Raw genomic sequence first — 21,714 nt, forward strand, 5'->3', positions numbered from 1 at the left:
TCAGGAGGGCCCGGCCTCTTCTGTCCCCGCCATCCCGCTCGCCTCTGCGATTCCCTCGACCGTCGCGCGGTCGCTCGCCCGCCGGCCCTCAGCGGCGTCAAGCCGGTCGCGCATTTCCCGCAGTCGGGCCGGGTCGGAGGCGACCTCCAGCGGTACGAGCGACATGACCTCCTTGGCCCACTCCCCGTCGCCGAGGTCGGCCACCACACGGTCGGCGCGGTCCTCGTGTCCGGGTGTCAGGGCGCCGATCAGGCCGAGGAGAACGAGCAGTTCGCGCTGCACCGCAGGTGTGAACAGCTCCCGCTCCTCGTCGTCCAGCTTCACCGCGATCCGCCCACCGCCGAGCTCGGCATAGCCGCGCAGGACGTCCATCAGAAGCTTGAACTGCCGCTCGGGCATCAGGACCTGGAGCGACTCGACGTAGAGCTTCAGTCGCAGCGCCGGCAGTTCCGAGGGGTTCGCATCGCCGTCCTCGTGCTCGCTGTCCGCCATCCGGGCCCTCCCTGGTGTGTCGGTCGACCGGCATCCTCACCGTTCGTAGTCACCCGATGGCACGGATGGTGAAGACAAGTGACGGCGCCCGGAGGCGGGCGGAGTTCCCATTGCCGTCAAGGATCAGACGATACTCGGAGCCGGGACGGGCGCGATCGACGGGCCGGGGGCCGCCGCGGCCCCCGGCCGAACCGCTGGCGAAGACCGTCCGACCTATCGGACACCCTGTCATCACCGCCGAGCGCGGGGTACTCGGCTACGGGTTCGCATTTCGCCAGTCGCTTCCTTCCCGGTCGCGATCCTGACTCGCACCCCTCGCGCAGCTCGCAACTAACGTCCAAATTTCACATGATGACTGGCAATCAGATCGCGGTACCAGGTGCAGGAGGCCTTCGGGGTGCGCTTCTGCGTCTCGAAGTCGACGTGGATGAGGCCGAAGCGCTGGTGGTAGCCCTCAGCCCATCGAACAGGCTGTCATTATAGGGAGACCGTAACTACCAGTCACGGCCTTTCCCAACTCGGCCATCTCGCAGGAAAGTTACCGACCCCTACCTTGCATTCTGCGCCCGGTGGGCGGCGATCAGGTTGCGGTACCAGGCAAAGGAGGCCTTCGGTGTACGCCGCTGCGTTTCGAAGTCGACGTGGACGAGTCCGAACCGCTGGCTGAACAGCCCCTCTGCCCATTCGAAGTTGTCGAGGAGGGACCAGGTGTAGTAGCCGCGGATGTCGATTCCCTCAGCGGCGGCTTGGGCGAGGGCGTCGAGGTGGGCGGCCATGAAGTCGATGCGGGGCTGGTCGGGGACGGTCTCCTCGGTGACGGAGCAGCCGTTCTCCGTGATGGTGATCGGTGGAAGGGCCTTGCCGTAGGTGTCCCGCAGGCCGAGGAGGAGTTGGTGGAGGGCGTCGGGGACGACGGGCCAGCCGAAGGCGGTGTGGGGGACGTCGGGGATGTCGACGAAGTCGAAGGGGAGGCCCGGTTCGGTGGGGGCGGCGATGCGGGTGGGGTTGTAGAAGTTGAGGCCGAGGCCGTCGAGGCCGGGGGCGGCGATGAGGTCGGTGTCGCCGGGGTGGAGGGCGCCGTAGAGGTCGTCGGGGACGCCGAGGGCGGAGAGGTCGGGGTAGTGGCCGAGGAGGACGGGGTCGGTGAACAGGCGGTTGTGCAGGGCGTCGTAGGCCTCGGCGGCGGCCGTGTCGGCGGGCGAGGCGGAGGCGGGCTCGACCGGGGTGAGGTTGTTGGAGAGCATCACCTCCAGGCCGCGGTCGTGGAGCAGGGACGCGGCCAGGCCGTGGGCGAGGAGTTGGTGGTGGGCGGCCGGGAGGGCCTCCAGCATCAGGGTGCGGCCGGGGGCGTGGGTGCCGAGGGCGTAGCCGAAGACGGTGTGGACGAAGGGCTCGTTGAGGGTGATCCAGGCGGGGACGCGGTCGCCGAGGCGGTCGGCCATGACGGTGGCGTACTCGGCGAAGCGGTACGCGGTGTCGCGGTTCAGCCAGCCGCCGTTGTCTTCCAGGCCTTGCGGGAGGTCCCAGTGGAAGAGGGTGGGCAGCGGGGTGATGCCGGCGTCAAGGAGGGCGTCCACCAGGCGGTCGTAGAAGGCGAGTCCGGCGGGGTTGACGGTGCCCGCGCCGGTGGGGAGCACGCGGGGCCAGGAGATGGAGAAGCGGTAGCCGTCCAGCCCGAGGTCCTTCATCAGCGCGATGTCCTCGGGGTACCGGTGGTAGTGGTCGCAGGCCACCGCACCCGTGTGGCCGTCGCGGACGGCGCCGGGGCGGGCGGCGAAGGTGTCCCAGACGGAGGGCCCGCGGCCGTCTTCGGTCACCGCCCCCTCGATCTGGTAGGCGGCGGTGGCGGCGCCCCAGCGGAACCCCGTCGGCAGGTCGTAGCGGTCCGGCATGACTGCCTCCTGACATGAACGTGAGGGGAACTCATGTTACTGGCGCGACACCGAAACGCCAGGGGCAACCGGCCACCACCACAAGGGAACAGCCGCCACCCGCACGCCCCGACCGTCCGCGCGCCATCCCACCGGGCCCCGTCCGGTGGCCGACCGCCGGGGAGGGGGGTTGCATGGGGTGACCGGGCCCCAGCGATTCGGGAGGCTACCGTGTACGAGATGTGGGCCGAGCACGACCCGGCGGTGTCACCGCCGGCCGTGGTGTGGCACGTGGTGACGAAGAACGACTCGTCGACGTCCCTGTGCGGACGCTTCCTCGAACCCGCCCAGCGCGTCGCGCCGGCTGCGGGCGTCGAGGAGTCGGCGGGCCCGGACCGTTACTGCGATCCATGCCTGATCACCGTTCGCGAGGCGATGGCCGCGGCCGCCCGGTGACCGAAGCCGTCAGGTCGCCCTGGGGTCCACCTGAGGACGGACCCCAGGCCTGTCCGACCGATCTTGGTGGGACAGGACCTGGGCGTTCGAGGGCGGCGTCGACGGCAACGGCGTGAACAGGAGTGCGGGAACGGGAGGTTGGGCGGTTCCGGCCGTCCGGGCCGGTCAGTAGGGCCCGGCCAGCGCGGCCACCCCCGGGAAGCGGGCGATCGCCTGGCCGGCGGTCGGCGGGTGGGCGCGCCGGGGTCGCAGTGCGCCGAGGGCCACCGCGGGTCTGGCCAGCCGGGCGGGTCTCGCGGCGAGGGAGAACACCTCGAAGTAGGCGGCCGAGACGGCGGGGTCGGTGAGGGCTGCGCCCAGCACCCGGCGGGTGTACCAGCGGGTGAACACGGCGGCGGGCCCGGCGGCGGTGGCGGGGTGGCTCGACAGCGCGTCCGGGAAGCCCTCGTCCTGGTCCTTGGCCATGTCCCAGGGCGTGTCGACGACCCTGGCGATCCGCCGCTGGATCAGTGCGCTCACCCCCGGGTGCAGGCCTTCGCTGTCGACGGCGGCGCGGATGGCGGCGGCACACTGGGCGGCGACCGTCATGCCGTGCCCGTACACCGGGTTCAGCGCCGCCACCGCGTCGCCGGTGGCGGCGAACCCGGCCAACTGGCCGCCCTCGTAGCACTCGTAGCGGCGCCGGCGGTTCAGCGTCCCGTGGCAGGTGCGGATCGGGCCGAGCGGGCGGGCGGCGCGGGCGAGGTCGTGGACGACCGGGTGGTCCAGCGCCTTCAGGAAGTCGTGGAACTCCCGCTCGCCCCGCGCGGGTTCGCCGCCACGGGTGCCGGAGAGCGTGACGATCCAACGCCCGTCCTCGATCGGGATGATGGTGGCGCCCCGACCGGGCCGGCCGCGCCCCGGGACGGGCACGATGCTCACCACCGGGAAGCCCTCGTTTCCGCCCGGCGTCTCGAACACCCGGGCGGCGTAGGCGAGTCCGGCGTCCACCGTCTCCTCGCACAGTCCCTCGACCCCCAGGGCGCGCAGCCACTCCGGGGCGCGGGAGCGGCGGCCGGTCGCGTCGACGACCAGGTCGGCCCGCAGGGTCTCCCGCGAGCCGTCCGGGTTCTCGATGTGGACCCCGACGATCCGGCCCGGGCCGCCCACCAGACCGAGGACGGAGGTGCGTTCGCGGACCGTCACGTTCGCCTGCTCGCGCAACCGCCGCCGGACGACGTGGTCGAGCAGGTGCCGGCTGCACGCGATCAGGTAGGCCGGCGAGTCGAAGCCCTGGAGCCAGCCCGGCCCGAGGCGCATCAGCAGGCCGGCGGGGATCGAGCGGTAGTGGGCGCCGGCGGCGAGCAGGGCGTCGAGCGTTCCGGGCAGGACCTCCTCGACGGCGTCCGCGCCGCCGCCGAGCAGGATGTGGCTGAACTCGCCCTGCGGCAGGCCCCGACGCGGGCCGGGCAGGACGGGCAGGACGTCCTGTTCGAGAACGGTGACGCTCCGGGCGTGCGGCGCCAGGGCGGCGGCCGCCAGCGTGCCGGCCAGGCCGCCGCCGAGGACGAGGGCCGTGCTCACCCGGCGGCCCCGGTGCGGACGAGGCCGTCACGGCGGGTCGCGCGCATCCACACCGGGCCGGGGCGCAGCGTGGCGAGCGGCAGCTCGCGGACGGTCCGGCCTGGGACGTGCTCCAGGTGCCAGGCCCGCATGATCGTGGCGAGCAGCAGGACGGACTCGGTCATGCCGAACTGCTCGCCGACGCAGCGGCGCGGTCCCGCGCCGAAGCCGATGAACGGGCCGCGCTGTGGGTGGACGCCCACCCACCGCTCGGGGTCGAAGCGGTCGGGCTCGGGGAACAGGGCGGGCTGGCGGTGGAGCAGGTAGGGGCTGTAGATGACCGAGGTGCCCTCGGGCAGGCGGTGCGCGCCGAGTTCGGTGTCGGTGGTGGTGACGCGGGTGAGCAGCCAGCCCGGGGAGTACAGCCGGACGGCCTCGCGGACGACCCGGGTGGTGAGCTCCAGCCCGTCCACGCTCGCCGACGTGCCGGCCGCCGTGGTGGCGCCGGCCTCGGCCCTGTCCACTCCGAGCACATCAGCCTCGGGCGCGTTCACCCCGGGCGCATTCACCCCGGTCGCGTCGACGCGGGCCGCGTCCACCTCGGCCCGGACCCGATCGGCGATGTCCGGGTGCTGGGCGAGCAGGTGCAGGGCCCACACGGTGGAGTTGGCGATGGTGTCGAAGCCGGCGGCGAAGATCGTCATCACCTGGTCGGTGACCTCCGCGTTGGAGAGCGCCTGCCCGCCCGCGTCGGCGGCCACCAGCGTCGACACCAGGTCGCCCCGGTCCTCCGGATCCGCGCGGTAGGCGGTGACGACCTCGTCGACCAGGCGCACCAGCCGGGTGCGGGCGGCGTCGTAGCGGCGGTTGGCCGGCAACGGGATCCGGTTGAGCCGGTGGGGCAGCAGCATGCGCCGGTAGGAGCCGCCGATGAGCAGGACGAAGTCGTCGACGGTCTCCTGGAGGCCGGTGAACGGCAGCCGGGTGAACAGGGTCGAGACCAGGCTGCGCCCGGCGGCCAGGCTCAACTCGGCGGTGATGTCGACCTCCTGCCCGTCGCTCCAGGACCCGGCCAGCCGTCGGGCCTCCCGGGCCATCACCTCCGTGTACCGCGCGATCCGGTCGGCGCGGAAGGCGGGCTGGACGTAGCGGCGCTGGCGGCGGTGGTCGGCGTGGGGGCAGGTCACCAGGCCGTTGCCGGCGAAGTCGCGGACCCGTTCGAACAGGAACCCGCCCTTGTCGAAGACCCGGTCCTCGCGCAGGACGTGCCAGGTCAGCTCCAGGTCGCAGACCACCACCGCCGAGACCGGCCCCAGTCTGATCTGGACGAGGCCGCCGTACCGGGGCAGGGAACGCAGGAACGCCAGCGGGTCGCGCAGGAACGGCACCAGGTGCCCGAGCAGCGGCAGGCCGCCGGGCGGACGGGGGATCATCGCGGTGACTCCGTACGGTAGCGGGCGGCCGTCGCCGTCCAGTGGATGAGCGCGCGGGTGAAGCGGACCAGCCCGAGGGCGAAGGCCCGGACCTCGCCGGGCGACGACGGGTCGCGGGCGATGCCGTCCGCCAGGAACTCCAGCGTCGTCGACTCGGCCTCGCACAGCGCCCCGAGCCGGGCCGACGCCTCTTGGGGGGCCAGGCCCTCGTGGACGGTGAACGAGCGCAGCAGGTTCTTGCCGTTCCCGGCGGCGGACTCCCCCTCGGCGGAGTAGAGGTCGTTGACCCAGCAGACGACGTGGTTGAAGCGCATCAGCAGGTCCGCCACCCTCGGGTGCCGGAAGACCTCGTCGGCGAGGTCCAGGCCGTGGGCGAGTTCGATCCACCCCGCCGCGCACGACACGGCGCCGTCCTGGTCCCGTCGGCGTAGGTACTCGGGGACGGTCTGCACGGCGCCGGCCGGGGCGGCGGTCCCGAGGTCGTGGAAGGGGGTGTCGCGGAAGGGCGCGTCGTGGAAGGCGGTGTCGCGGAAGGCGGTGTCGCGGAGCGAGGCCTCGTCGAGGTAGCCGAGCGAGGTGTCCAGGTACGCGCGGAAGTACGCCGCGTAGCGCGCCCGCCACTGCGGCGGCGTCAGCTCGACCGTCTCCCGCCACAGCACCGCGAACGCCTCGACGAGTGCGTCGCCGGGCGGCTCGATGCCATCCCAGCCGCCGTCCGAGACACCATCCGAGCCACCGCCCGGAACGCTGTCCGGAACGCCGTCCGAGCCGCCACCCGGAACGCTGTCCGAGTCGACGCCCGAACCGCCGCCCAGGACGTCCGTGAGCGCCTGGACGGTCCGCCGGGCCGCCGTGACGGGCCGGCCGATCCACTGGTCGTCGAAGCGGTCGTCGAGGATCCAGGTGAGCACCAGCCACTTCGCCGCCGCAACCAGCCTCGGCCCCCGGGGGACGTCGCCCCACGCCTCCGCCACCAGGTCCAGGTGGCCCTGTGCCAGGAACCCTTGGACGTCACCGCCGAGCACCCCGCTCGCCACCAGCCACGCCCCGACGTCGCGGCGGAGGGCGCCGGCCTCGCCATGCGGCGCCGGTCTGGCGACTCCCGCGAGGAGGTCCGGGCCTCCGGGGTGCTCGGCGGCGAGGCCACACATGCCGCGGTACGACGAAACGCCCATGCCCGTGCTCCCCCTCGCTCACCACCTCCGACCGGCCGGTCGGAGAAGGACCAGTCTGGCCAGCCACCGCGACTGTTCAAAGCGCAACCATCGCTTTTCCCCCGCACGAGTGATCGCGCCGTCACCACGTCGACACGGACCGTGACCGTTCCCCGCGTGCCGCCCGGCCCCTCCCGACACGCCCCACCCGTCGGCGGCCAGGCTCTCGCCGGGCGTCCGATATCCGGTTGGGATGTGGCGCCGGGGTGGCTACGGTGGCGGGATGGCGACTCAGGTGATTGTGCTGAACGGTGGTTCCAGCTCGGGCAAGTCCGGGATCGCCCGGTGTCTTCAGGCGGTGCTGCCGGAGCCCTGGCTGACGGTCGGGGTCGACACCCTGATCGAGGCGATGCCCGCGTCCCTGCACGATACGGACGGGGGCATCGGTTTCGCGGCCGACGGCGGGGTGAGCGTCGGGTCGAAGTTCCAGGCCTTGCAGGCGGCGTGGATCGCGGGGGTCGCGACCATGGCGGGGGCGGGCGCGCGGGTGATCGTCGACGAGGTCTTCCTCGGCCGGGCGGAGTCCCAACTCCGGTGGGAGAAGGCTCTCGTGGGGCTGGACGTGCTGTGGGTCGGGGTCCGCTGCGAGGCGGCGGTGGCCACCGGCCGGGAGCTCGCCCGGGGGAACCGGATCCTGGGGATGGCCGCTTCGCAGGCGGAACTGGTCCACCAGGGCGTGCGCTACGACCTGGAGGTGGACACCTCGCACACCGAGTCGCTGGAGTGCGCGCGGAGGATTGCCGCCCACCTCGGAGGCGACGCTGCCGGATCCGCCCCCGTCGGCGGGTGACCCGGGGCCTGGCCCTGGACCTGGCCGACGCAGACTCGGCGTCGGTCAGGCCCAGGGCCAAGACTCGGGCCTGAGGTCAGGGGTTCTCCCGGTGCCGCCACCGCACCGGGTCGGCGGCGCCCGGCACCGACGCGTCGGCTCCCGGCGCCCCGGCCCGCGCCAGCGGCCGGTAGTCGGCGCACGACAGCACGAGCAACTCGTTGTCCCCGGGCTGGAATTCGTAGTCCACCCGCTCCACGTGGCTCGGGATCCCGAGGGCGTCCAGGTGTTGGCGCAGCCCGTCGAGCTCCCCGTAGCGGACGCCGGTGTCGTACACCATGACCGGGAAGAGCCGGACTTCGCGGCGGGCGGTCCGGGCGAGTTCCAGGAGGGCCGCCAGGTGGAAGTCCTCGTCCAGCCGGTTGCCGTAGGAGAAGAGCAGGTGCGAGCTGAGCACCAGGTCGAAGGAGTCGTCGGCGAACGGGAGTTCGGGCAGCGAGCCGGCGACGTAGCGGTCCGGGCGGGCGGCGATGTCGGCCCGGAAGTCGCGGGCGTTGGCGATCCACTGCCGGGTGAGGCGGTCGGGGTCGCCGTACCATGTCCAGACGAACTCCGGGGCCTCCCTCACCAGTTGGTCGCGCTTGTGCCGGGTCTCCCGTTCGACGAGGACGCCGAGGTCCTCCCGGTGGTGGGCGTACTCGCGGTCGACGGCCACCGCATCGATGCCGCGCCGGCCGGCCTCGGCCGTGAAGGCGGCCGCGCCGCCCGGGCAGTCCAGGATGCGCCGGCCGGGGGCGAGGTCGAGGTCGGTGAGCGCGAACATCGCGCGGTACTCGTCGAAGGAACGTGCGCTGACCAGCACGGTTCAGCCCCTCCCGATGTACGGCATGGTGGTGGGCAGGACGGTCAGGGACTGGACGTTGGTGTCCGGCGGCATCGAGGCCATCAGCAGGACGGCCTCGGTGAAGCGTTCCACCGGGATGGTCGCCTCGACCGCCATCGTGCCGTCCGCCTGCATGGCGGCGGGCTGCGGGCCGCCGTCGACCGGGGTGACGTTGCCGACGTCGATCTGGCCGACCGCGATGCCGTACGCGCGGCCGTCCAGGGAGAGCACCTTGGTGAGGCCGAGGACGGCGTGCTTGGCGGCCGTGTAGGCGATGGAGTTGGGCCGCGGGACGTGGGCGGACGGCGCGCCGTTGTTGATGATGCGCCCGCCCTGCGGGGACTGGGCGCTCATCACCCGGAAGGCCTCGCGGGCGCAGAGGAACCCACCGGTGACGATGGTGTCCAGGACGCGGTTCCAGTCCTCGAACGGGGTCTCGGTGATGGGTCGGCGCGGGGCGGCGGCGCCGGCGTTGTTGAACAGCAGGTCGACCCGGCCGAAGCGGTCGCGGACGGCGTCGAACAGGGCCGCGACCTCCTCCGGTTGGCGGATGTCGGTCGGGACGGCCAGCACCCGGGCGGGGTCGACGTCGGCGAGGGCGATGGTCTCCTGGAGGGCGTCCTTGCGCCGCCCGGCCAGTGCGACGGACCAGCCGGCGCCCAGCAGCGCCAGGGACACGGCCCGGCCGAGCCCGCTGCCGCCGCCGGTGACGACGGCGGTCCGCCCGTGCGGTGTCTGCGCGCTCCCGGTCACATGTCCTCCGTGTTCATCCAGATCCGCAGCATCCGCCGGGAGTTGGGCGCCGGCTCGTCCACGTAGGCCGAACGCCCGTGCAGGACCCGGCTGTTGCGGATGATCAGCAGGTCTCCGGCCGCCATCGGGAGGCCGAAGGCGATCTCGGGCCGGTAGAGCACCTCGTCGAGCACGCCGAGCGCGTCCCACTGGCGGTCCGTCAGCGGCGGGCCGCCGCGGTCGGGGGACGAGCGGACGGTGCGCGTCTGGTAGTAGCAGGCGATGGTCCCGTCCTTCTGGGTGTAGAGGATCGGGGAGACCACGACCTGGGGCCCGGCCCGTCCGGTCCGGTCGAAGGTCCACTCCTCGGTGAGGGTGGCGAGGGCGTCCGGCCGCTCCCGCCCGATCAGGTCGTAGACGTGCCGCGCGCTCGCCAGCTTGGTCAACCCTCCACCGTTGTAGGCGGGTTGGATGCAGAGCAGGACGAGCAGGTCGCAGGTGTCGCAGTGGAAGCCGAGTTCGGTGTTGCCGTCGCCGTCCTGGTCGCGCAGCACCTGGGTGAGGTCGCCGCGCCCGTTCTGCGGGACGATCTCGCCGAAGTCCCGCAGCAGGAAGGACAGGGCGGCCGCGACCTCCTCCTCCGGGGCGGTCGGATCCATCAGCCCCACGACGTGGGCGACGCCGACGGAGCGGGCGCCGCCCTGGACGAGCGCGCGCAGCTTCGCCCGGACCGGCTCGGCCGCGCCCCACCGCTCGGCCCGCGCGTCCGCCCAGAGCAGTTGTCGCTCCCCCTCGTCGAGCGGGAGCGACCACTGCTCCCGCCGTTCCTCCAGCTCCTCGCTGCTCCAGCCGATCTCGGACACCGTGTCGTCGTACATGTGCGGAACCACTCCTCTCTACCGCTGGGCGGCGGCCGCCGCCACCGCCTTGGACCAGAGCGCCAGCGCCTCGTCGACCTGCCCGGCCGTGACGGTCAGCGCCGGGATCATCCTGACCACGTTCAGGTGGACGCCGCAGATCAGCAGCAGCAGGCCGAGGTCGGCCGCCGCCTGCTGGGCGCGCTTGGCGGTGTCCGGGTCCGGGGAGCCGTCCGGGTGGCAGAACTCGTTGCCGATCATCAGCCCGAGGCCCCGGACGTCGGCGACGCCCGGCGCTCCGGCGGCGACCGCCCGCAGGCCGTCCAGCAGCCGCGACCCCTGCTCGGCGGCGTTGTCGACCAGTTGCTCGTCCCGGATGACGTCCAGCGTGGCCAGCGCGGCGGCGCAGGCGACCGGGTTGCCGCCGTAGGTGCCGCCCTGCGAGCCGGGCCAGGCCCGCCGCATCAGGTCGGTCGGCGCGGCGATCGCGGACAACGGGAAGCCGCTGGCCAGGCCCTTGGCGGTGATCAGGACGTCGGGCACCACGCCGTCGTGGTGCAGGTGGGCCCAGAACCGGCCGGTGCGGCCGAAGCCGGTCTGGATCTCGTCGACGACCAGCAGGATGCCGTGCCGGTCCGCGCGCTCGCGCAGCCCGGCGAGGAACCCGGCGGGCGCGGGCACGTAGCCGCCCTCGCCGAGGACCGGTTCGACGAACATCGCGGCGGTCTCGGCGGGGGCGCTGACGGTCGCGAGCACCTGGTCGAGCCCGCGCAGGGCGTGCTCGACGGCCTGCGCCTCGCTCAGCCCGAGGCTCAGGCCGAGCCGGAAGGCGTCGGGGAACGGCGCCACCGCGACACCGGGCATCACCGGGCCGATGCCCGCGCGGAAGCGGCTGCCGGCCGTGGTGAGCGCGGCCGCGCCCATGGTGCGGCCGTGGAAGGAGCCCTCGAAGACGATCACGTTCTGCCGGCCGGTGGCGTGCCGGGCGAGCCGCAGCGCCGCCTCCACCGCCTCGCTGCCGGCGGTGGCGTAGAACAGCGAGTCCAGGCCGGGCGGCAGCACCTCGCCGAGCCGCTCGGTGAGGGTGAGCAGGGGGTCGTGCAGCACGGTGGTGTACTGGCCGTGGATCAGCCGGCCGGCCTGCTCGCGCACCGCCTCGACCACGCGCGGGTGGCAGTGGCCGGTGCTGGTCACCCCCACGCCGGAGGTGAAGTCGAGGTAGCGGCGGCCGTCGGCGTCGAAGAGGTGGAGCCCTTCGCCGCGGGTGGCGACGACGGGGGTGGCCTGCTTGAGCACCGGGGACAGCTGGGACACGAGGTCCGCCTTCCATGGGTCTGGGGGTACGGGTCGGTGGGGGCGCGGCTCACGGGGCGCAGCTCACGGGGCGCCGGCGCGGCGGACGGATCGGTACGGCGGACGGGGGTCAGTGCGGCGGACGGGGGTCAGTGCGGCGGCGCGACGGGCGGCAGGTAGCCGGCCTCGGCGGCCCGGGTGAGCGCGGCCGACCACCACTGCGGGGTGGGCTCGGCGAACCGGACGCCCAGCCGGTCCAGCACGGAGGTGGTGTACGCGCGGTCCACGAGGACGTTGCGCTCCTCCTGGAGGGACCACGCGGCGGCCAGCCCCGCCGCCGTCGGGTGGTCGCGTTCGGCCCGGGCGATCGCCGCCGCGAAGGCCTCGTCGTCGGTGAGCCGGACGGGGTGGCCGTGGCCGGCGAGCCAGCGGACGAGTTCGTCGTGCGGCGTCTCGTGCGGGCTCTCGACGTGGTAGGCGCCGGGCGCGGCGTACGGGTCCAGCGCGATCGCGGCGATCCCGGCGGCCACGGTGTCGACGTAGGAGAACGCGTAGGTGGTGCGCGGCCGGCGCGGGGCGGCGCCGGCCAGCAGGTAGCCGCGGATCAGCTGGTAGATCCGGTTGTCGCCGATGTTGGCCTGGAAGGCGCCGGTCCGGCTGTGCGCCGCGATGTGGCCGCTGCGGTACAGGTAGGCGGCCCGCCCGGTGGCCGCCCAGGCGCGGACGGTCTGCTCGGCGGCGAACTTGGTCCGCTCGTACGGGGTGCGGAAGTGCTGGCCGATCCGCAGGTCGGCCTCGCTGAAGCGGCGGGGCGGGCCGTCCACGCCGCCCGCGACGGCGAGCGTGGAGACGTGGTGGACGCGGGCCGCCGGGGCGTGCTCGTCGATCCAGCCGAGCAGCCGCCGCACCGCGGTGTGGTTGGTCCGCTCCAGGTCGTCGGGCGAGGCCACCAGCCGGACGTCCGCGGCGGCGTGCACGACGAGCTGCGCGCCCCGGGCCCGCGCCAGTCCGGCCGGGGACAGGCCCAGCCCCTCCCGGTCGATGTCCCCGGCGACGACCTGGATCCGGCCGTCGTCTGCGCCCGCGCCCGCGCCTAACCGCCGGACGGCGCCGGCGTCGTGCTCGGCCCGGACCAGGCAGGTGACGTGGGCGCCCCGCTGGACGAAGGCGTCGAGCAGGTGCCGCCCCAGGTAGCCGGTGGCGCCGGTGAGCAGCACCCGGGCGGGTTCGCGCACCGTGGTGCGGGCCGCCGGTACGGCGGGTGCCCGGGTGCCGGGGTGGAGCAGCTGGCCGGAGGTCGACAGCGGCGCCCGGACGGGCCGGGTGGCGGTACCGGCACCGACACCAGCCTCGGCACCGGCACCGGCACCGGCACCGACACCGGCCTCGGTGGCCACCGTCCCGGCGAACGCGGCGACGATCCGCTCGGCGGCGGGGTGCGGCAGGCCGGGCCACCCGTACACCAGGTCGGCGACCAGCCGGTTCTCCACGATGCGGGCGGTGAGCCGCAGGTCGTACAGCGGGTCTCCGCCGGTGCAACGGGCCACTCCGGCCTGCTCGTCCGCGACGGTCCAGTCCAGTGCGGGCTCCTCGGGCAGCCGGAAGGTGCCGAGGAAGTTGAACCCGGCGGCGGGGCGGGTGCCGGGTGCGTCCATCGCCTGGACGGGGGCCTCGCGCAGGCGCTGCGCGGCGCCCTCGGGACCGGCCGACGCCTCGACCACCAGCCGTTTGACGGCGGTGAACCAGCCGACGGTGTCCAGGAATTCGCCCGGATCGCCGGCGGTGTCCCGGCCGTGGGTCTCCACCTCGACGGGCAGCCGCGGGTGGCCGCTCCAGCCGGTCACGGCGTCGGCGAAGGCGGCCAGCAGGAAGGCCTCCAGGCCCGTCCCGCCGCCGTGGCGGCCGACCAGCCGGGCGGTGCCGTCCTCGTCGAGCGTCCAGCCGACGGCCGCCGGCTGCGCGCGGACCACGGGCTCCGGCGCGGACGCCGGCGCGGACGCTGCGGGAGGCGGCACCGACGCCGGGGGCGGCGGCGCGGCGGCGGCCCACTGGTAGAAGTCCGGGGTCGGCGGCAGGTCGGCCGGCTTCTGGTCGAGCACCGCCCGGTAGGCGTGGGCGAGGTCGTCCAGCAGGATGCGCCAGGACAGCCCGTCGACCACCAGGTGGTGCGCGATCAGGGCGAGCCGGTCGTCGGTGCCGGGCGGGCCGGTGAACAGGTGCGCGCGCAGCAGCCGGCCGGCCAACGGGTCCAGGCTGCGGTGGAGTTCGGTGCAGACCCCGGCGACGGTCTCGGCGATCGGGGCCGTCCCGCGCGGGATCCGGGAGAAGGACAGCGGGTCGAGGTCGGCCACCGGCCGGGGTGCGTCGTAGCCCTCCGGCGAGACAGGCCGCCGCAGCGCCGGGTGGCGTTCCAGGACGGCCGCGAGAGCGGCCGAGAGCGCGGCCGGGTCGACGGCAGTCCGGCAGCGCAGCAGGACGGACTGGTTCCAGTGCCGCAGGTCGTCGACGGCCTTCTGGCGGTACAACCACCGCTGGGCGGGGGCGAGTTGACTCCCCCGGTCGCCGCTTCCGGTCCGCCCGGCCGGAGCGGCGGCCGGAACCGGAACGGCTGCGGCCGCCTCGGCCAGGCCGTGCGCGGTCGGGTGCCGGTAGAAGTCGTCGTAGTGGACGCGCAGGCCCGACCGGCGCAGGAAGGCGACGGTGCGCATGGCGAGGATGGAGTCCCCGCCGAGGTCCAGCACGTCGGTGTGCGGCCCGACCCCGGGCAGGCCCAGCGCGGCCGCCCAGAACCCGGCGATCGACCGGGCCAGCGCGTCCCCGCCCGAGGGCGGCCCCGACTCCGCCCGGGCCTCGACCAGTTCGGCGACCAGCTCGGCCAGCCGCTCCCGGTCGAGCTTGCCGTTCGGCCCGACCGGGAACTCCGGCAGGGTCAGGATCGGCTGCGGCACGGAGTAGCCGGGCAGCCGGTCGCGCAGGTAGGAGCCGATCCCGGCCAGCCCGGCGCCGTCGGCCGACAACCGCACAGCGGCCAGGAGTTGGTTCCCCACGGCGGTCTCCCGGACCAGCACCGCGGACCGGGCGACGCCCGGGAAGTCGTCCATCGCCCGCTCGATCTCGGCGAGGTCGACCCGGTAGCCCCGGATCTTGACCTGGCGGTCCACCCGGCCGAGGAAGACCAGGCTCCCGTCCGCCCGGCGGCGGCACAAGTCGCCGGTGCGGTACATGCGTTCACCGTCGTGGCGGACGAAGCCGCGCGCCGTCTCGGCGGGCCGGCCGAAGTAGCCGGCGCTGACGCCCCGGCCGCCGATCAGCAGCTCCCCCACCGCGCCGTCGGGCACCGGCCGCCCGTCGCCGTCCAGCAGGGCGAGCCGCACCTCGCCGATCCCGGTGCCGATCGGGACGGTCGGCTCCTCGGCCGGCAGCTGGCGGGCGGTGGCGGCGAGGAAGCAGGTGGCACCGACGGTCGTCTCGGTCGGGCCGTAGTGGTTGACGAGCCGGGCGGTGACGCCGGTGTCGAGCAGGGCGGCCGCGAGCGGGCGCGGCAGCGCCTCACCGCCGAGCAGCACGGTGTGCAGGGGCGGGGCGTCGCCGGGCCGGCCCTCCAGCAGGACGGTCAGGTGCGAGGGGGTGGTCTTCAGCACGGACACCCCGGCGCGCCGCAGCGACGCCCAGAACGCCTCCGGGTCGCGCACCTCGCCGTCCGGCACCACGTGCACCGAACCGCCGACCGCGAGGGCCAGCAGCCAGGCGGTGTGGCCGAGGTCGGCGGCCAGCGTGGTGACGTGCGCGACGCACGGGGCGTCGGTCTCGGTGAAACCCAGCCGGTCGGCCAGCGCCCGCGCGTAGTGCACCGCGTTGGCGTGGGTGACGGCCACCGCCTTGGGCTCACCGCTCGACCCCGAGGTGAAGGACAGGTACGCGGGGTCCTCGGCCGCACCGAGCATCAGCTCCTCGGCCCCGCAGAGCATGAGGTCACCGGCCCTGCCGGGCATGAGGCCACCGGTCGTACCTGGCGCGCTGCCCGGTGCGTCGGGCAGGCCCTCGGGCCCGGCCAGCCGGTCGACGTCCACCACCTCGGCCGGATGGCCCTCCGGCCCGGGGAAGGCCGCCTCGGTGCTGAGCACCCGGCCGATCCGGACGGCCGCCAGCCGCCGGGCGAGGTCGGCCGCCGACCAGTCCGGGTCGGCCATCACCGCCGCCGCGCCCGAGCGCAGCACGCCGTGCAGCAGCACCAGCATGCGGGCGTCCCGGGGCCCGAGCAGGGCGACCCGGTCGCCCGGGCCGGTGCCGGACGCGGCCAGCCGGGCCGCGATCCGGCCCGCCGCGGCGTCGAGGGTGCGGTAGTCGAGGGTGCGGTCGCCGTCGGTCAGGGCGGTCCGGTCCGGGTGCTCCCGGGCGAGCCGTAACAGGAACCCGGACAGCGACCGGGCGGACGATGCGGCCTGGCTGGACGGCGTGGGCGGCGTGGACGATGCGGACGGCGTGGACCGGACGTGCTGCGTCGCGAAGGTCACTCCGGCTCGCCTCCCGTCCGGGCCGCCCGCCCGGCGCGGACCGACCCGGTCGCGTGCGGGTCCACGACCAGGGGGTCACCCGCGAGGAACGCGTCCAGGCGGGGCCGGTCGGGCAGGCGTCCGGCCAGCTCCCAGGCCAGCATGCGGTGCAGGCCGTCGATGTGGATCAGTCCCTCCCGGACCAGCAGGTCCGTGTAGTCGGAGTGCTCGACCGCGCCGGTGCTCAGGTAGACCGGGGTGAACGGGGCCCACCGCAGCAACCGGAGCTTGGCGGCGCAGACCGGGTTCTCGGCCGACCAGGCGGCCTCGTCGGAGCGGATGCGCTCGGCCGCCTCGGCCACCGTCAGGCCGGAGCGGGGCACGAGTTCGCGCGCGCCGCCCTCGCTCAGGTGCCAGGGCAGGACGACGCCGAGGACGTCCGAGCGCGAGAGCCGGACGCGCCACCAGCCGCCGGGGATCCGGCCGGCGCGTTCGACGTTCTCCTCGCCGTCCCGGTTGCTGTTCGCCTCGTGGGTGCGCTCCACCGGGTGGTCCCGCAGGTAGGCGTGGTGGACCTCGGCGTAGGCGACGGCGGTGACGATCTCCACGCGGTGCTCCTCAGACAGTTCCGATCAGGCTGTTCCGATCAGACGGTTCTCGCCAGACGGTTCTCGCCGGACAGTTCTCGTCAGACAGTTCTCGCCGGACAGTTCCGGTCAGGCGGTTCCGACGTACTCGGTGAAGTGCCGTTCCGCGAACAGCTCCGGCCACCGGCCCTCCGCCAGGCCGAGTTCACGGGCCCGGGCGAGCATCAGCCGCCAGTGCGGCTTCACCGGACGCCAGCGCGCCCCCACCTGGCAGTAGGACGCGTCGATGAAGTACCGGGGCCTGCCCGGGCCGTCCGGCGCCGGTCTGCGGGTGTGGAACAGCGCCGAGTTGAGCAGCACCGTGGAGCCGGGCGGCAGCCGGTCGATGACCACCTCGCCGGGCAGTTCGGCGGTGCCGTGGTGGGCGTACGCGGTCTTCCCGACGGTACGCCGGTGCGAGCCGGGCAGGACGGCCAGGCTGCCGACCTTCTCGTCCAGGCCGCCGAGGTAGTGCAGCGCGTGGACCATCAGCAGCGACGGGTCGGCGCGGTCGTTGGGCTCGCAGTCGTGGTGCCAGGCCTTGCCGGGGATCCCCGGGGCCTGGCGGTCGCTGTGCAGGTGGTGGAAGACGAAGGACGGCCCCATCAGACCGGACAGCGTCCGCAACAGCGGCGGGTGGGTGAGGAGTTCGCCGTGGGCCGGCAGTTCCAGCTCCAGCACCGGGGGCGGGCCGTGCCGGGCGGGATCGGTGCAGGCGGCGATCGAGCGGGCCCGTAGGCCCTCGTCCACCCAGCGGTCCACCTCGGGGGCGAGCCTGGCCCCGAGCGGCTCCGGCACCAGGCCGGGCAGGACCAGGTATCCGGACTCCAGGAACTGGCGGTGTTGCTCGGTGTCTAGGGCCTTACGCCCTCCGGAAGTCTGCGTCACCGAACCGGCCCCCTCCTTCCGGATGACGGGTCGCACAGTCGGGCACGGCGGATCGGACCTGAACAGGTTCGGGTTCTATGAAACGCACGGGATCATCCAGACCTCGGGTGGCGCCGGGTTCGTCCGTCGTCGCCACAGCTGACACACGTTCACCACGAAAGGGCACGAGTTGATCACGCAAGGTAGTCCGCTGAGGAGTATGAACCGTTGATCGTGTCCACCACAAGACCACCGCCGACTCCTGGACACCTTCCCGCCACCGTGACGTTCAGCTCCAGCCACCAATCGACCCGTTCCCCACCCGAAACTCCGGACCCATTGCGCCCCGGTGATTCGCCGCTGGCACAGCGGATGCGGCACAGTGACGTCATGAGCGGCGACACCAGGAGTCACGAGAGCGCCGGGCGGGGCCCCGTGACCAGGCGCCGTCCGGTCCAGCAGCGCAGCCAGGAGCGGTACGGCCGGATCCTCGACGCCTGCGCCGGGCTGCTCGACGAGGTCGGCGCCACCGCGCTCACCACCAAGGAGGTCGCCCAGCGCGCCCAGGTGCCGATCGGCACCCTGTACCAGTTCTTCGCCGGCAAGGAGGACCTGCTGGCCGCCCTCGCCGGCCGCAACCTCGACCGCTACCTCCAGCGGCTCGACCACCGGCTGGCGACCGCCGCGCCCCTCGGCCCGGCCGGGTTCACCGACCTCGCGGTGGAGGAGTTCGTCGCGATGAAGCGCGCGGTGCCCGGCTTCGGCCAGCTCGACTTCGGCCTCGCCGACGCGACCGCCCCCGCCGGGCTGCGGGACGACCGGCACCTGCTCGACCCGGGCGTGGACAACAACACCGCCGTCGCGCTGCGCCTCCAGGCGCTCGGCGGCGAGGTGTTCGCCACCGGCGACCCGGCGGCGCTCACCCTCGCCCTGCGGGTCGCCCTGGAGGCCGCCGACGCGGTGCTCAAGCTGGCCTTCCGCGGTGATCCGCAGGGCGATCCGGCGCTGATCGCCGAGTGCAAGCGGCTGGTCCGCGGCTACCTCGCGGAGCAGCCGCCCGCCCGCTGAGACCGGTCCCCGCACGCCCCTCGGGTCCCGCCCCGCCCCCGCGTCCCGCCCGCCCGCGCCGTTGCGAGCCCGCCGCCGCCGCAGCACAGTGGAAGGCGGAACGGCCGCAGAGGCGGCCGCCACGACCCGAGGAGCAGACCATGCACGCAGCGGTAGGTGACCAGCTCCACATCCACAGCAGGTCGGTGGGCATGACGGACCAGAAGGGCGAGATCGTCGAGGTGCGCGGCACCGACGGCGAACCGCCGTACATGGTCCGCTTCGAGGACGGCCACGAAGGCCTGGTCTACCCCGGCCCCGACTGCGCCATCGAGCACCGCCCGGCGGACCGCTGACCGACTCCCCCGCCGCCCCGCCCCCCACCCGGGCGAGGTGGTGAGCAGCGGTGTCCGCCCCCACGGCCCCGCTGCCCGGAACGCTCGCCGGGCTCGCGCCACTGCTGGACCACTACGGGTACCTCGCGGTGGCGCTGCTCGTGCTGCTCGACAACTGCGGCATCCCGGTGCCCGGGCAGACCGCCTTGGTGCTCGCCTCCGTGTACGCCGGCACCGACACCGAGTAACCGGGTAACCAGGCCGGGCAGCCGGTCAGCCGGTCAGCCGGGCCATCGGCCCATCCGGGTGGCCGCGCGGCTCAGCGCAGCGGGAACACCTCGAACGACGCCGCGAACCGCACCCCGAGCCGGCCGCCCGCTCCCCGCCCGGCCCCCTCCAGGAACTCGCGCGCGTCCGCCATCGCCCCGCCCAGCCCGGCCAGGTACGCCTTGTGCTCCTCCAGCGAGGCCACGCCCAGGTCGAAGTGCTCGGTGGTGTCCACCGCGTGACCCGACTCCGGCGAGGCCGCCGCCCACACCTGTCGGACGCCGTTCCACGGCTCGTGGCCCTCGGCCAGCAGCTCCCGGAACACCCACCGGTTGCCGGCGTCCCGAGCCGCGTCCAGGGCGGCCCGCCCGACCGCGATGTGGTCGGCCTGGTTGGGGACGGTCCCGCCGTAGGTCTCCCGGAAGTTGCTGGTGATCACGATGTCCGGCCGGTGCCGGCGCACCGCCCGGGCGATGTCGCGGCGCAGCGGCAGCCCGTACTCCACCGTCCCGTCCGGATGCCCGAGGAACTCGACCACGTCGACGCCGACCACCCGCGCCGAGGCGATCTGTTCCGCCTCCCGCAGCGGCCCGCACTCCTCGGGGTTCATCGAGTCGATCCCGGCCTCGCCGCTGGTGACCATCACGTAGACGACCTTCTTGCCCTGCGACGTCCACCGCGCGACGGCCGCGGCGGCGCCGTACTCCATGTCGTCCGGGTGGGCGACGACGGCCAGCGCGGTCTGCCAGTCCTCGTCGACGGGCTGGTAGGGCTCGACGGCCTGCTCACTCATGGTGCTCGTCCCTCTCGGTGCAGCTCACAGTCGCATGGTCATACGGTCGTTCCGCAGGCGACTCTAGAAGACCCCCCACACCCACACCCCGTCGGACACCCTCCCGGGCCGGCCGGGTTGCCCCTGACGCACGGGTCAGGGGTTAGCGTCCGGGCACCTGCGGCGGATCGGCCGCCGCGTCGGTTCTGGAGGAGTGCTGCGATGACGCTGCCCACGACGGCCCGGGTCGTCCGGTTGGTCACCGAGCCGGGCGGGTTGCCCGGGCCCGGGGACTTCGCGGTGGTGGAGGAGCCGTTGCCGGCGCCGGGGACGGGCGAGGTGGTCGTCCGCAATCGGGCCTTCCTGGTCTTCCCGGGCCTGCGCACGCTGATCGGGGGCGAGCTCACGGGGGCGCCGTTGCCGGCGATCGGGCCCGGGGACGCGCTGTACGGGCCGGCCCTCGGGGAGGTGCTGGCCGCTCCGGCGGGCGGGCACCTTCGGCCGGGCGACCTGGTCACCCACCTGCGGGGGTGGCGGGACCTCGTGGTCGCGGACGCCGCAGGGTTCACTCCGGTCGACCCGGGGTTCCCGGACCCGGTGGCGCTGCTCTCCCCCGGCACGGCCGCCTACGGCGGGCTGACCCGCAGCGCCGGGGTACGCCCGGGGGACGTGGTGCTGGTGACCGGCGCGGCGGGCGCGGTCGGCACGCTGGCCGGGCAGGTCGCCCGGCTGCTGGGCGCCTCCCGGGTGATCGGCACCACCGGCTCCCCCGCCAAGGCGAAGCGGCTCACCGCCGAACTCGGCTACGACGCGGTACTGGTGCGCGGCGAGCGGCCGTTCGCCGCGCAGCTGGCCGAGGCCGCGCCGGAGGGCGTCGACGTGCTGCTGGACCTGGTCGGCGGGGAGCAGCTGACGGCCGCCGTCGACGCGGCCCGGCCGGGGGCCCGGTTCGCCCTGGTCGGCGCGCTGTCCGGGCAGTTGGCACCGGAGCGGCGGGGCGGCAGTTCGCCGGCTCTGGTGGACAGCTTCCGGGTGATCATGCTGGGCCTGACCCTGCGCGGCTTCACCGGCGTGGACCACCCGGACCTGGAGGCCGAGTGGCGGCAGCGGTTCGGCGGCTGGCTGCGCACCGGCGAGATCGTCTTCCCGTCGACGCGGGTGGCGGGCATCGACCAGGCGCCGCAGGCGTTGCGGAGGTTGTTCGACGGGGACACCTTCGGGGCGACGATCGTCGACCTCGCATAGCACCGAGGAGGAACGGCCATGCGGATCGGGGACGCGGCGGCAGCGGCGGGCACCACGCCCAGGGCACTGCGCTTCTACGAGCAGCGGGGGCTGCTGCCGCCGCCGCCCCGGTCCGCCTCGGGCCAGCGCGAGTACGGGCCGACCGAGGTCGCCCGGGTGCGGGCGATCCGCCGGCTGCTGGCCGTCGGGCTGACCGTCGACGACCTGGCCAGCCGCCCGCACCGCCTGGACCTGCTCACCGAGGAGCCGCCGCGCCGCTGCTCGGACTCCCCCGGCCTGGAGACCTTCGCCCCGGTGGTCACCGCCCGGCTCGCCGCCCTGGACGCCGAGATCGCCCGGCTGACCGCCCTGCGCGAGCGCCTCGCCCGGCACGTCGCCGCCGGGGGCGCGGACCTGCCGGGCTGACCCGGTCCACCATCCGGAACACGGCTCGCCCGGAACGCGGCGCGGGGGGGGCGCCGCCCCCCGGCCCCCCCCCCGAGCGGCGCCGGGGGAGAGGCCCCCCCCCCGGCGCGGCGGG

The 21,714-nt window shown here is 74.4% G+C and carries 20 protein-coding genes and 1 pseudogene; 7 read left to right on the top strand and 14 right to left on the bottom strand.

The genetic code is table 11. The features are described from left to right. From ACFV61_RS10545 to ACFV61_RS10555, 3 genes and pseudogenes are all read right to left on the bottom strand, one after another. A complete protein-coding gene (locus tag ACFV61_RS10545; RefSeq protein WP_380491099.1) occupies positions 1-492 on the bottom strand; it encodes a hypothetical protein in 492 nt (163 codons plus the stop codon). A gap of 330 nt (positions 493-822) precedes the next feature. Further along, a pseudogene (locus tag ACFV61_RS10550) lies at positions 823-954 on the bottom strand (family 1 glycosylhydrolase); the annotation flags it as partial. Between the two features lie 86 nt (positions 955-1,040). Continuing rightward, complete coding sequence (locus tag ACFV61_RS10555; RefSeq protein WP_380491101.1) at positions 1,041-2,384, bottom strand: GH1 family beta-glucosidase; 1,344 nt, start codon at positions 2,382-2,384, stop codon at positions 1,041-1,043. Positions 2,385-2,594: 210 nt separating this feature from the next. Between ACFV61_RS10555 and ACFV61_RS10560 the strand changes: the two genes are divergently transcribed. Continuing rightward, positions 2,595-2,819, top strand: coding sequence for a hypothetical protein (locus ACFV61_RS10560; RefSeq protein WP_363377142.1), 225 nt, complete (start codon positions 2,595-2,597; stop codon positions 2,817-2,819). A 165-nt stretch (positions 2,820-2,984) separates the two neighbouring features. Here ACFV61_RS10560 and ACFV61_RS10565 read toward each other — a convergent pair whose 3' ends face one another. The 3 genes from ACFV61_RS10565 to ACFV61_RS10575 are packed head-to-tail and all read right to left on the bottom strand — an operon-like array spanning position 2,985 to position 6,969. Continuing rightward, positions 2,985-4,382, bottom strand: a complete 1,398-nt coding sequence (locus tag ACFV61_RS10565) for an NAD(P)/FAD-dependent oxidoreductase (RefSeq protein WP_063350413.1) — start codon at positions 4,380-4,382, stop codon at positions 2,985-2,987. Then, positions 4,379-5,794, bottom strand: a complete 1,416-nt coding sequence (locus ACFV61_RS10570; protein WP_380491103.1) for a cytochrome P450 — start codon at positions 5,792-5,794, stop codon at positions 4,379-4,381. The genes ACFV61_RS10565 and ACFV61_RS10570 overlap by 4 nt, the downstream gene beginning before the upstream one ends. After that, a complete protein-coding gene (locus ACFV61_RS10575) occupies positions 5,791-6,969 on the bottom strand; it encodes a terpene synthase family protein (protein ID WP_380491105.1) in 1,179 nt (392 codons plus the stop codon). The genes ACFV61_RS10570 and ACFV61_RS10575 overlap by 4 nt, the downstream gene beginning before the upstream one ends. 262 nt (positions 6,970-7,231) lie before the next feature. Here ACFV61_RS10575 and cpt point away from each other — a divergent pair, with 262 nt between their 5' ends. Continuing rightward, positions 7,232-7,798 carry a chloramphenicol phosphotransferase CPT gene (gene cpt, locus ACFV61_RS10580; RefSeq protein WP_380491107.1) on the top strand — a complete coding sequence of 189 codons (567 nt, stop codon included), beginning with the start codon at positions 7,232-7,234 and terminating at the stop codon, positions 7,796-7,798. 76 nt (positions 7,799-7,874) lie between these two features. Here the strand turns inward: cpt and ACFV61_RS10585 are convergent, their stop codons facing one another. From ACFV61_RS10585 to ACFV61_RS10615, 7 genes are all read right to left on the bottom strand, one after another. Continuing rightward, entirely contained in the window at positions 7,875-8,639 is a 765-nt protein-coding gene (locus ACFV61_RS10585) for a class I SAM-dependent methyltransferase (protein WP_380491109.1), read from the bottom strand. A 3-nt stretch (positions 8,640-8,642) separates the two neighbouring features. Next, entirely contained in the window at positions 8,643-9,413 is a 771-nt protein-coding gene (locus ACFV61_RS10590; protein ID WP_380491112.1) for an SDR family oxidoreductase, read from the bottom strand. Then, the gene (locus tag ACFV61_RS10595) at positions 9,410-10,270 is read right to left on the bottom strand and encodes a TauD/TfdA family dioxygenase (RefSeq protein ID WP_380337327.1); all 861 of its coding nucleotides are present in this window, start codon (positions 10,268-10,270) and stop codon (positions 9,410-9,412) included. The genes ACFV61_RS10590 and ACFV61_RS10595 overlap by 4 nt, the downstream gene beginning before the upstream one ends. A gap of 18 nt (positions 10,271-10,288) precedes the next feature. Continuing rightward, the gene (locus ACFV61_RS10600; protein ID WP_063350406.1) at positions 10,289-11,563 is read right to left on the bottom strand and encodes an aspartate aminotransferase family protein; all 1,275 of its coding nucleotides are present in this window, start codon (positions 11,561-11,563) and stop codon (positions 10,289-10,291) included. A 128-nt stretch (positions 11,564-11,691) separates the two neighbouring features. Next, entirely contained in the window at positions 11,692-16,056 is a 4,365-nt protein-coding gene (locus ACFV61_RS10605) for an amino acid adenylation domain-containing protein (protein ID WP_380491114.1), read from the bottom strand. Beyond that, positions 16,053-16,643 (bottom strand): DUF6309 family protein, encoded by a 591-nt coding sequence (locus ACFV61_RS10610; protein ID WP_380491117.1) that lies wholly within the window; start codon positions 16,641-16,643, stop codon positions 16,053-16,055. The genes ACFV61_RS10605 and ACFV61_RS10610 overlap by 4 nt, the downstream gene beginning before the upstream one ends. Before the next feature lie 108 nt (positions 16,644-16,751). Continuing rightward, a complete protein-coding gene (locus ACFV61_RS10615; protein WP_363377132.1) occupies positions 16,752-17,549 on the bottom strand; it encodes a phytanoyl-CoA dioxygenase in 798 nt (265 codons plus the stop codon). Between the two features lie 369 nt (positions 17,550-17,918). Between ACFV61_RS10615 and ACFV61_RS10620 the strand changes: the two genes are divergently transcribed. The 3 genes from ACFV61_RS10620 (at position 17,919) to ACFV61_RS10630 (ending at position 19,158) form a co-directional block, all read left to right on the top strand. After that, positions 17,919-18,596: a TetR/AcrR family transcriptional regulator gene (locus tag ACFV61_RS10620; RefSeq protein WP_380371818.1), complete on the top strand. Its 678-nt coding sequence runs from the start codon at positions 17,919-17,921 to the stop codon at positions 18,594-18,596. 140 nt (positions 18,597-18,736) lie between these two features. Then, on the top strand, positions 18,737-18,931 hold the full coding sequence (locus ACFV61_RS10625; protein WP_363377130.1) for a DUF1918 domain-containing protein: 195 nt from the start codon (positions 18,737-18,739) through the stop codon (positions 18,929-18,931). A gap of 50 nt (positions 18,932-18,981) precedes the next feature. Then, positions 18,982-19,158, top strand: coding sequence for a hypothetical protein (locus tag ACFV61_RS10630; RefSeq protein WP_380491119.1), 177 nt, complete (start codon positions 18,982-18,984; stop codon positions 19,156-19,158). A gap of 71 nt (positions 19,159-19,229) precedes the next feature. On the opposite strand, the gene ACFV61_RS10635 is transcribed toward ACFV61_RS10630, so the two are convergent. Then, complete coding sequence (locus tag ACFV61_RS10635; RefSeq protein WP_063350402.1) at positions 19,230-19,970, bottom strand: PIG-L deacetylase family protein; 741 nt, start codon at positions 19,968-19,970, stop codon at positions 19,230-19,232. A gap of 201 nt (positions 19,971-20,171) precedes the next feature. Here ACFV61_RS10635 and ACFV61_RS10640 point away from each other — a divergent pair, with 201 nt between their 5' ends. Then, a complete protein-coding gene (locus ACFV61_RS10640; RefSeq protein WP_380491122.1) occupies positions 20,172-21,194 on the top strand; it encodes a zinc-binding dehydrogenase in 1,023 nt (340 codons plus the stop codon). Positions 21,195-21,212: 18 nt separating this feature from the next. Next, complete coding sequence (locus ACFV61_RS10645; protein WP_063350400.1) at positions 21,213-21,599, top strand: MerR family transcriptional regulator; 387 nt, start codon at positions 21,213-21,215, stop codon at positions 21,597-21,599. Positions 21,600-21,714: the final 115 nt, after the last annotated feature.

The sequence above is a fragment of the Kitasatospora sp. NPDC059817 genome (assembly GCF_042731835.1).
Classification (GTDB): Bacteria; Actinomycetota; Actinomycetes; order Streptomycetales; family Streptomycetaceae; genus Kitasatospora.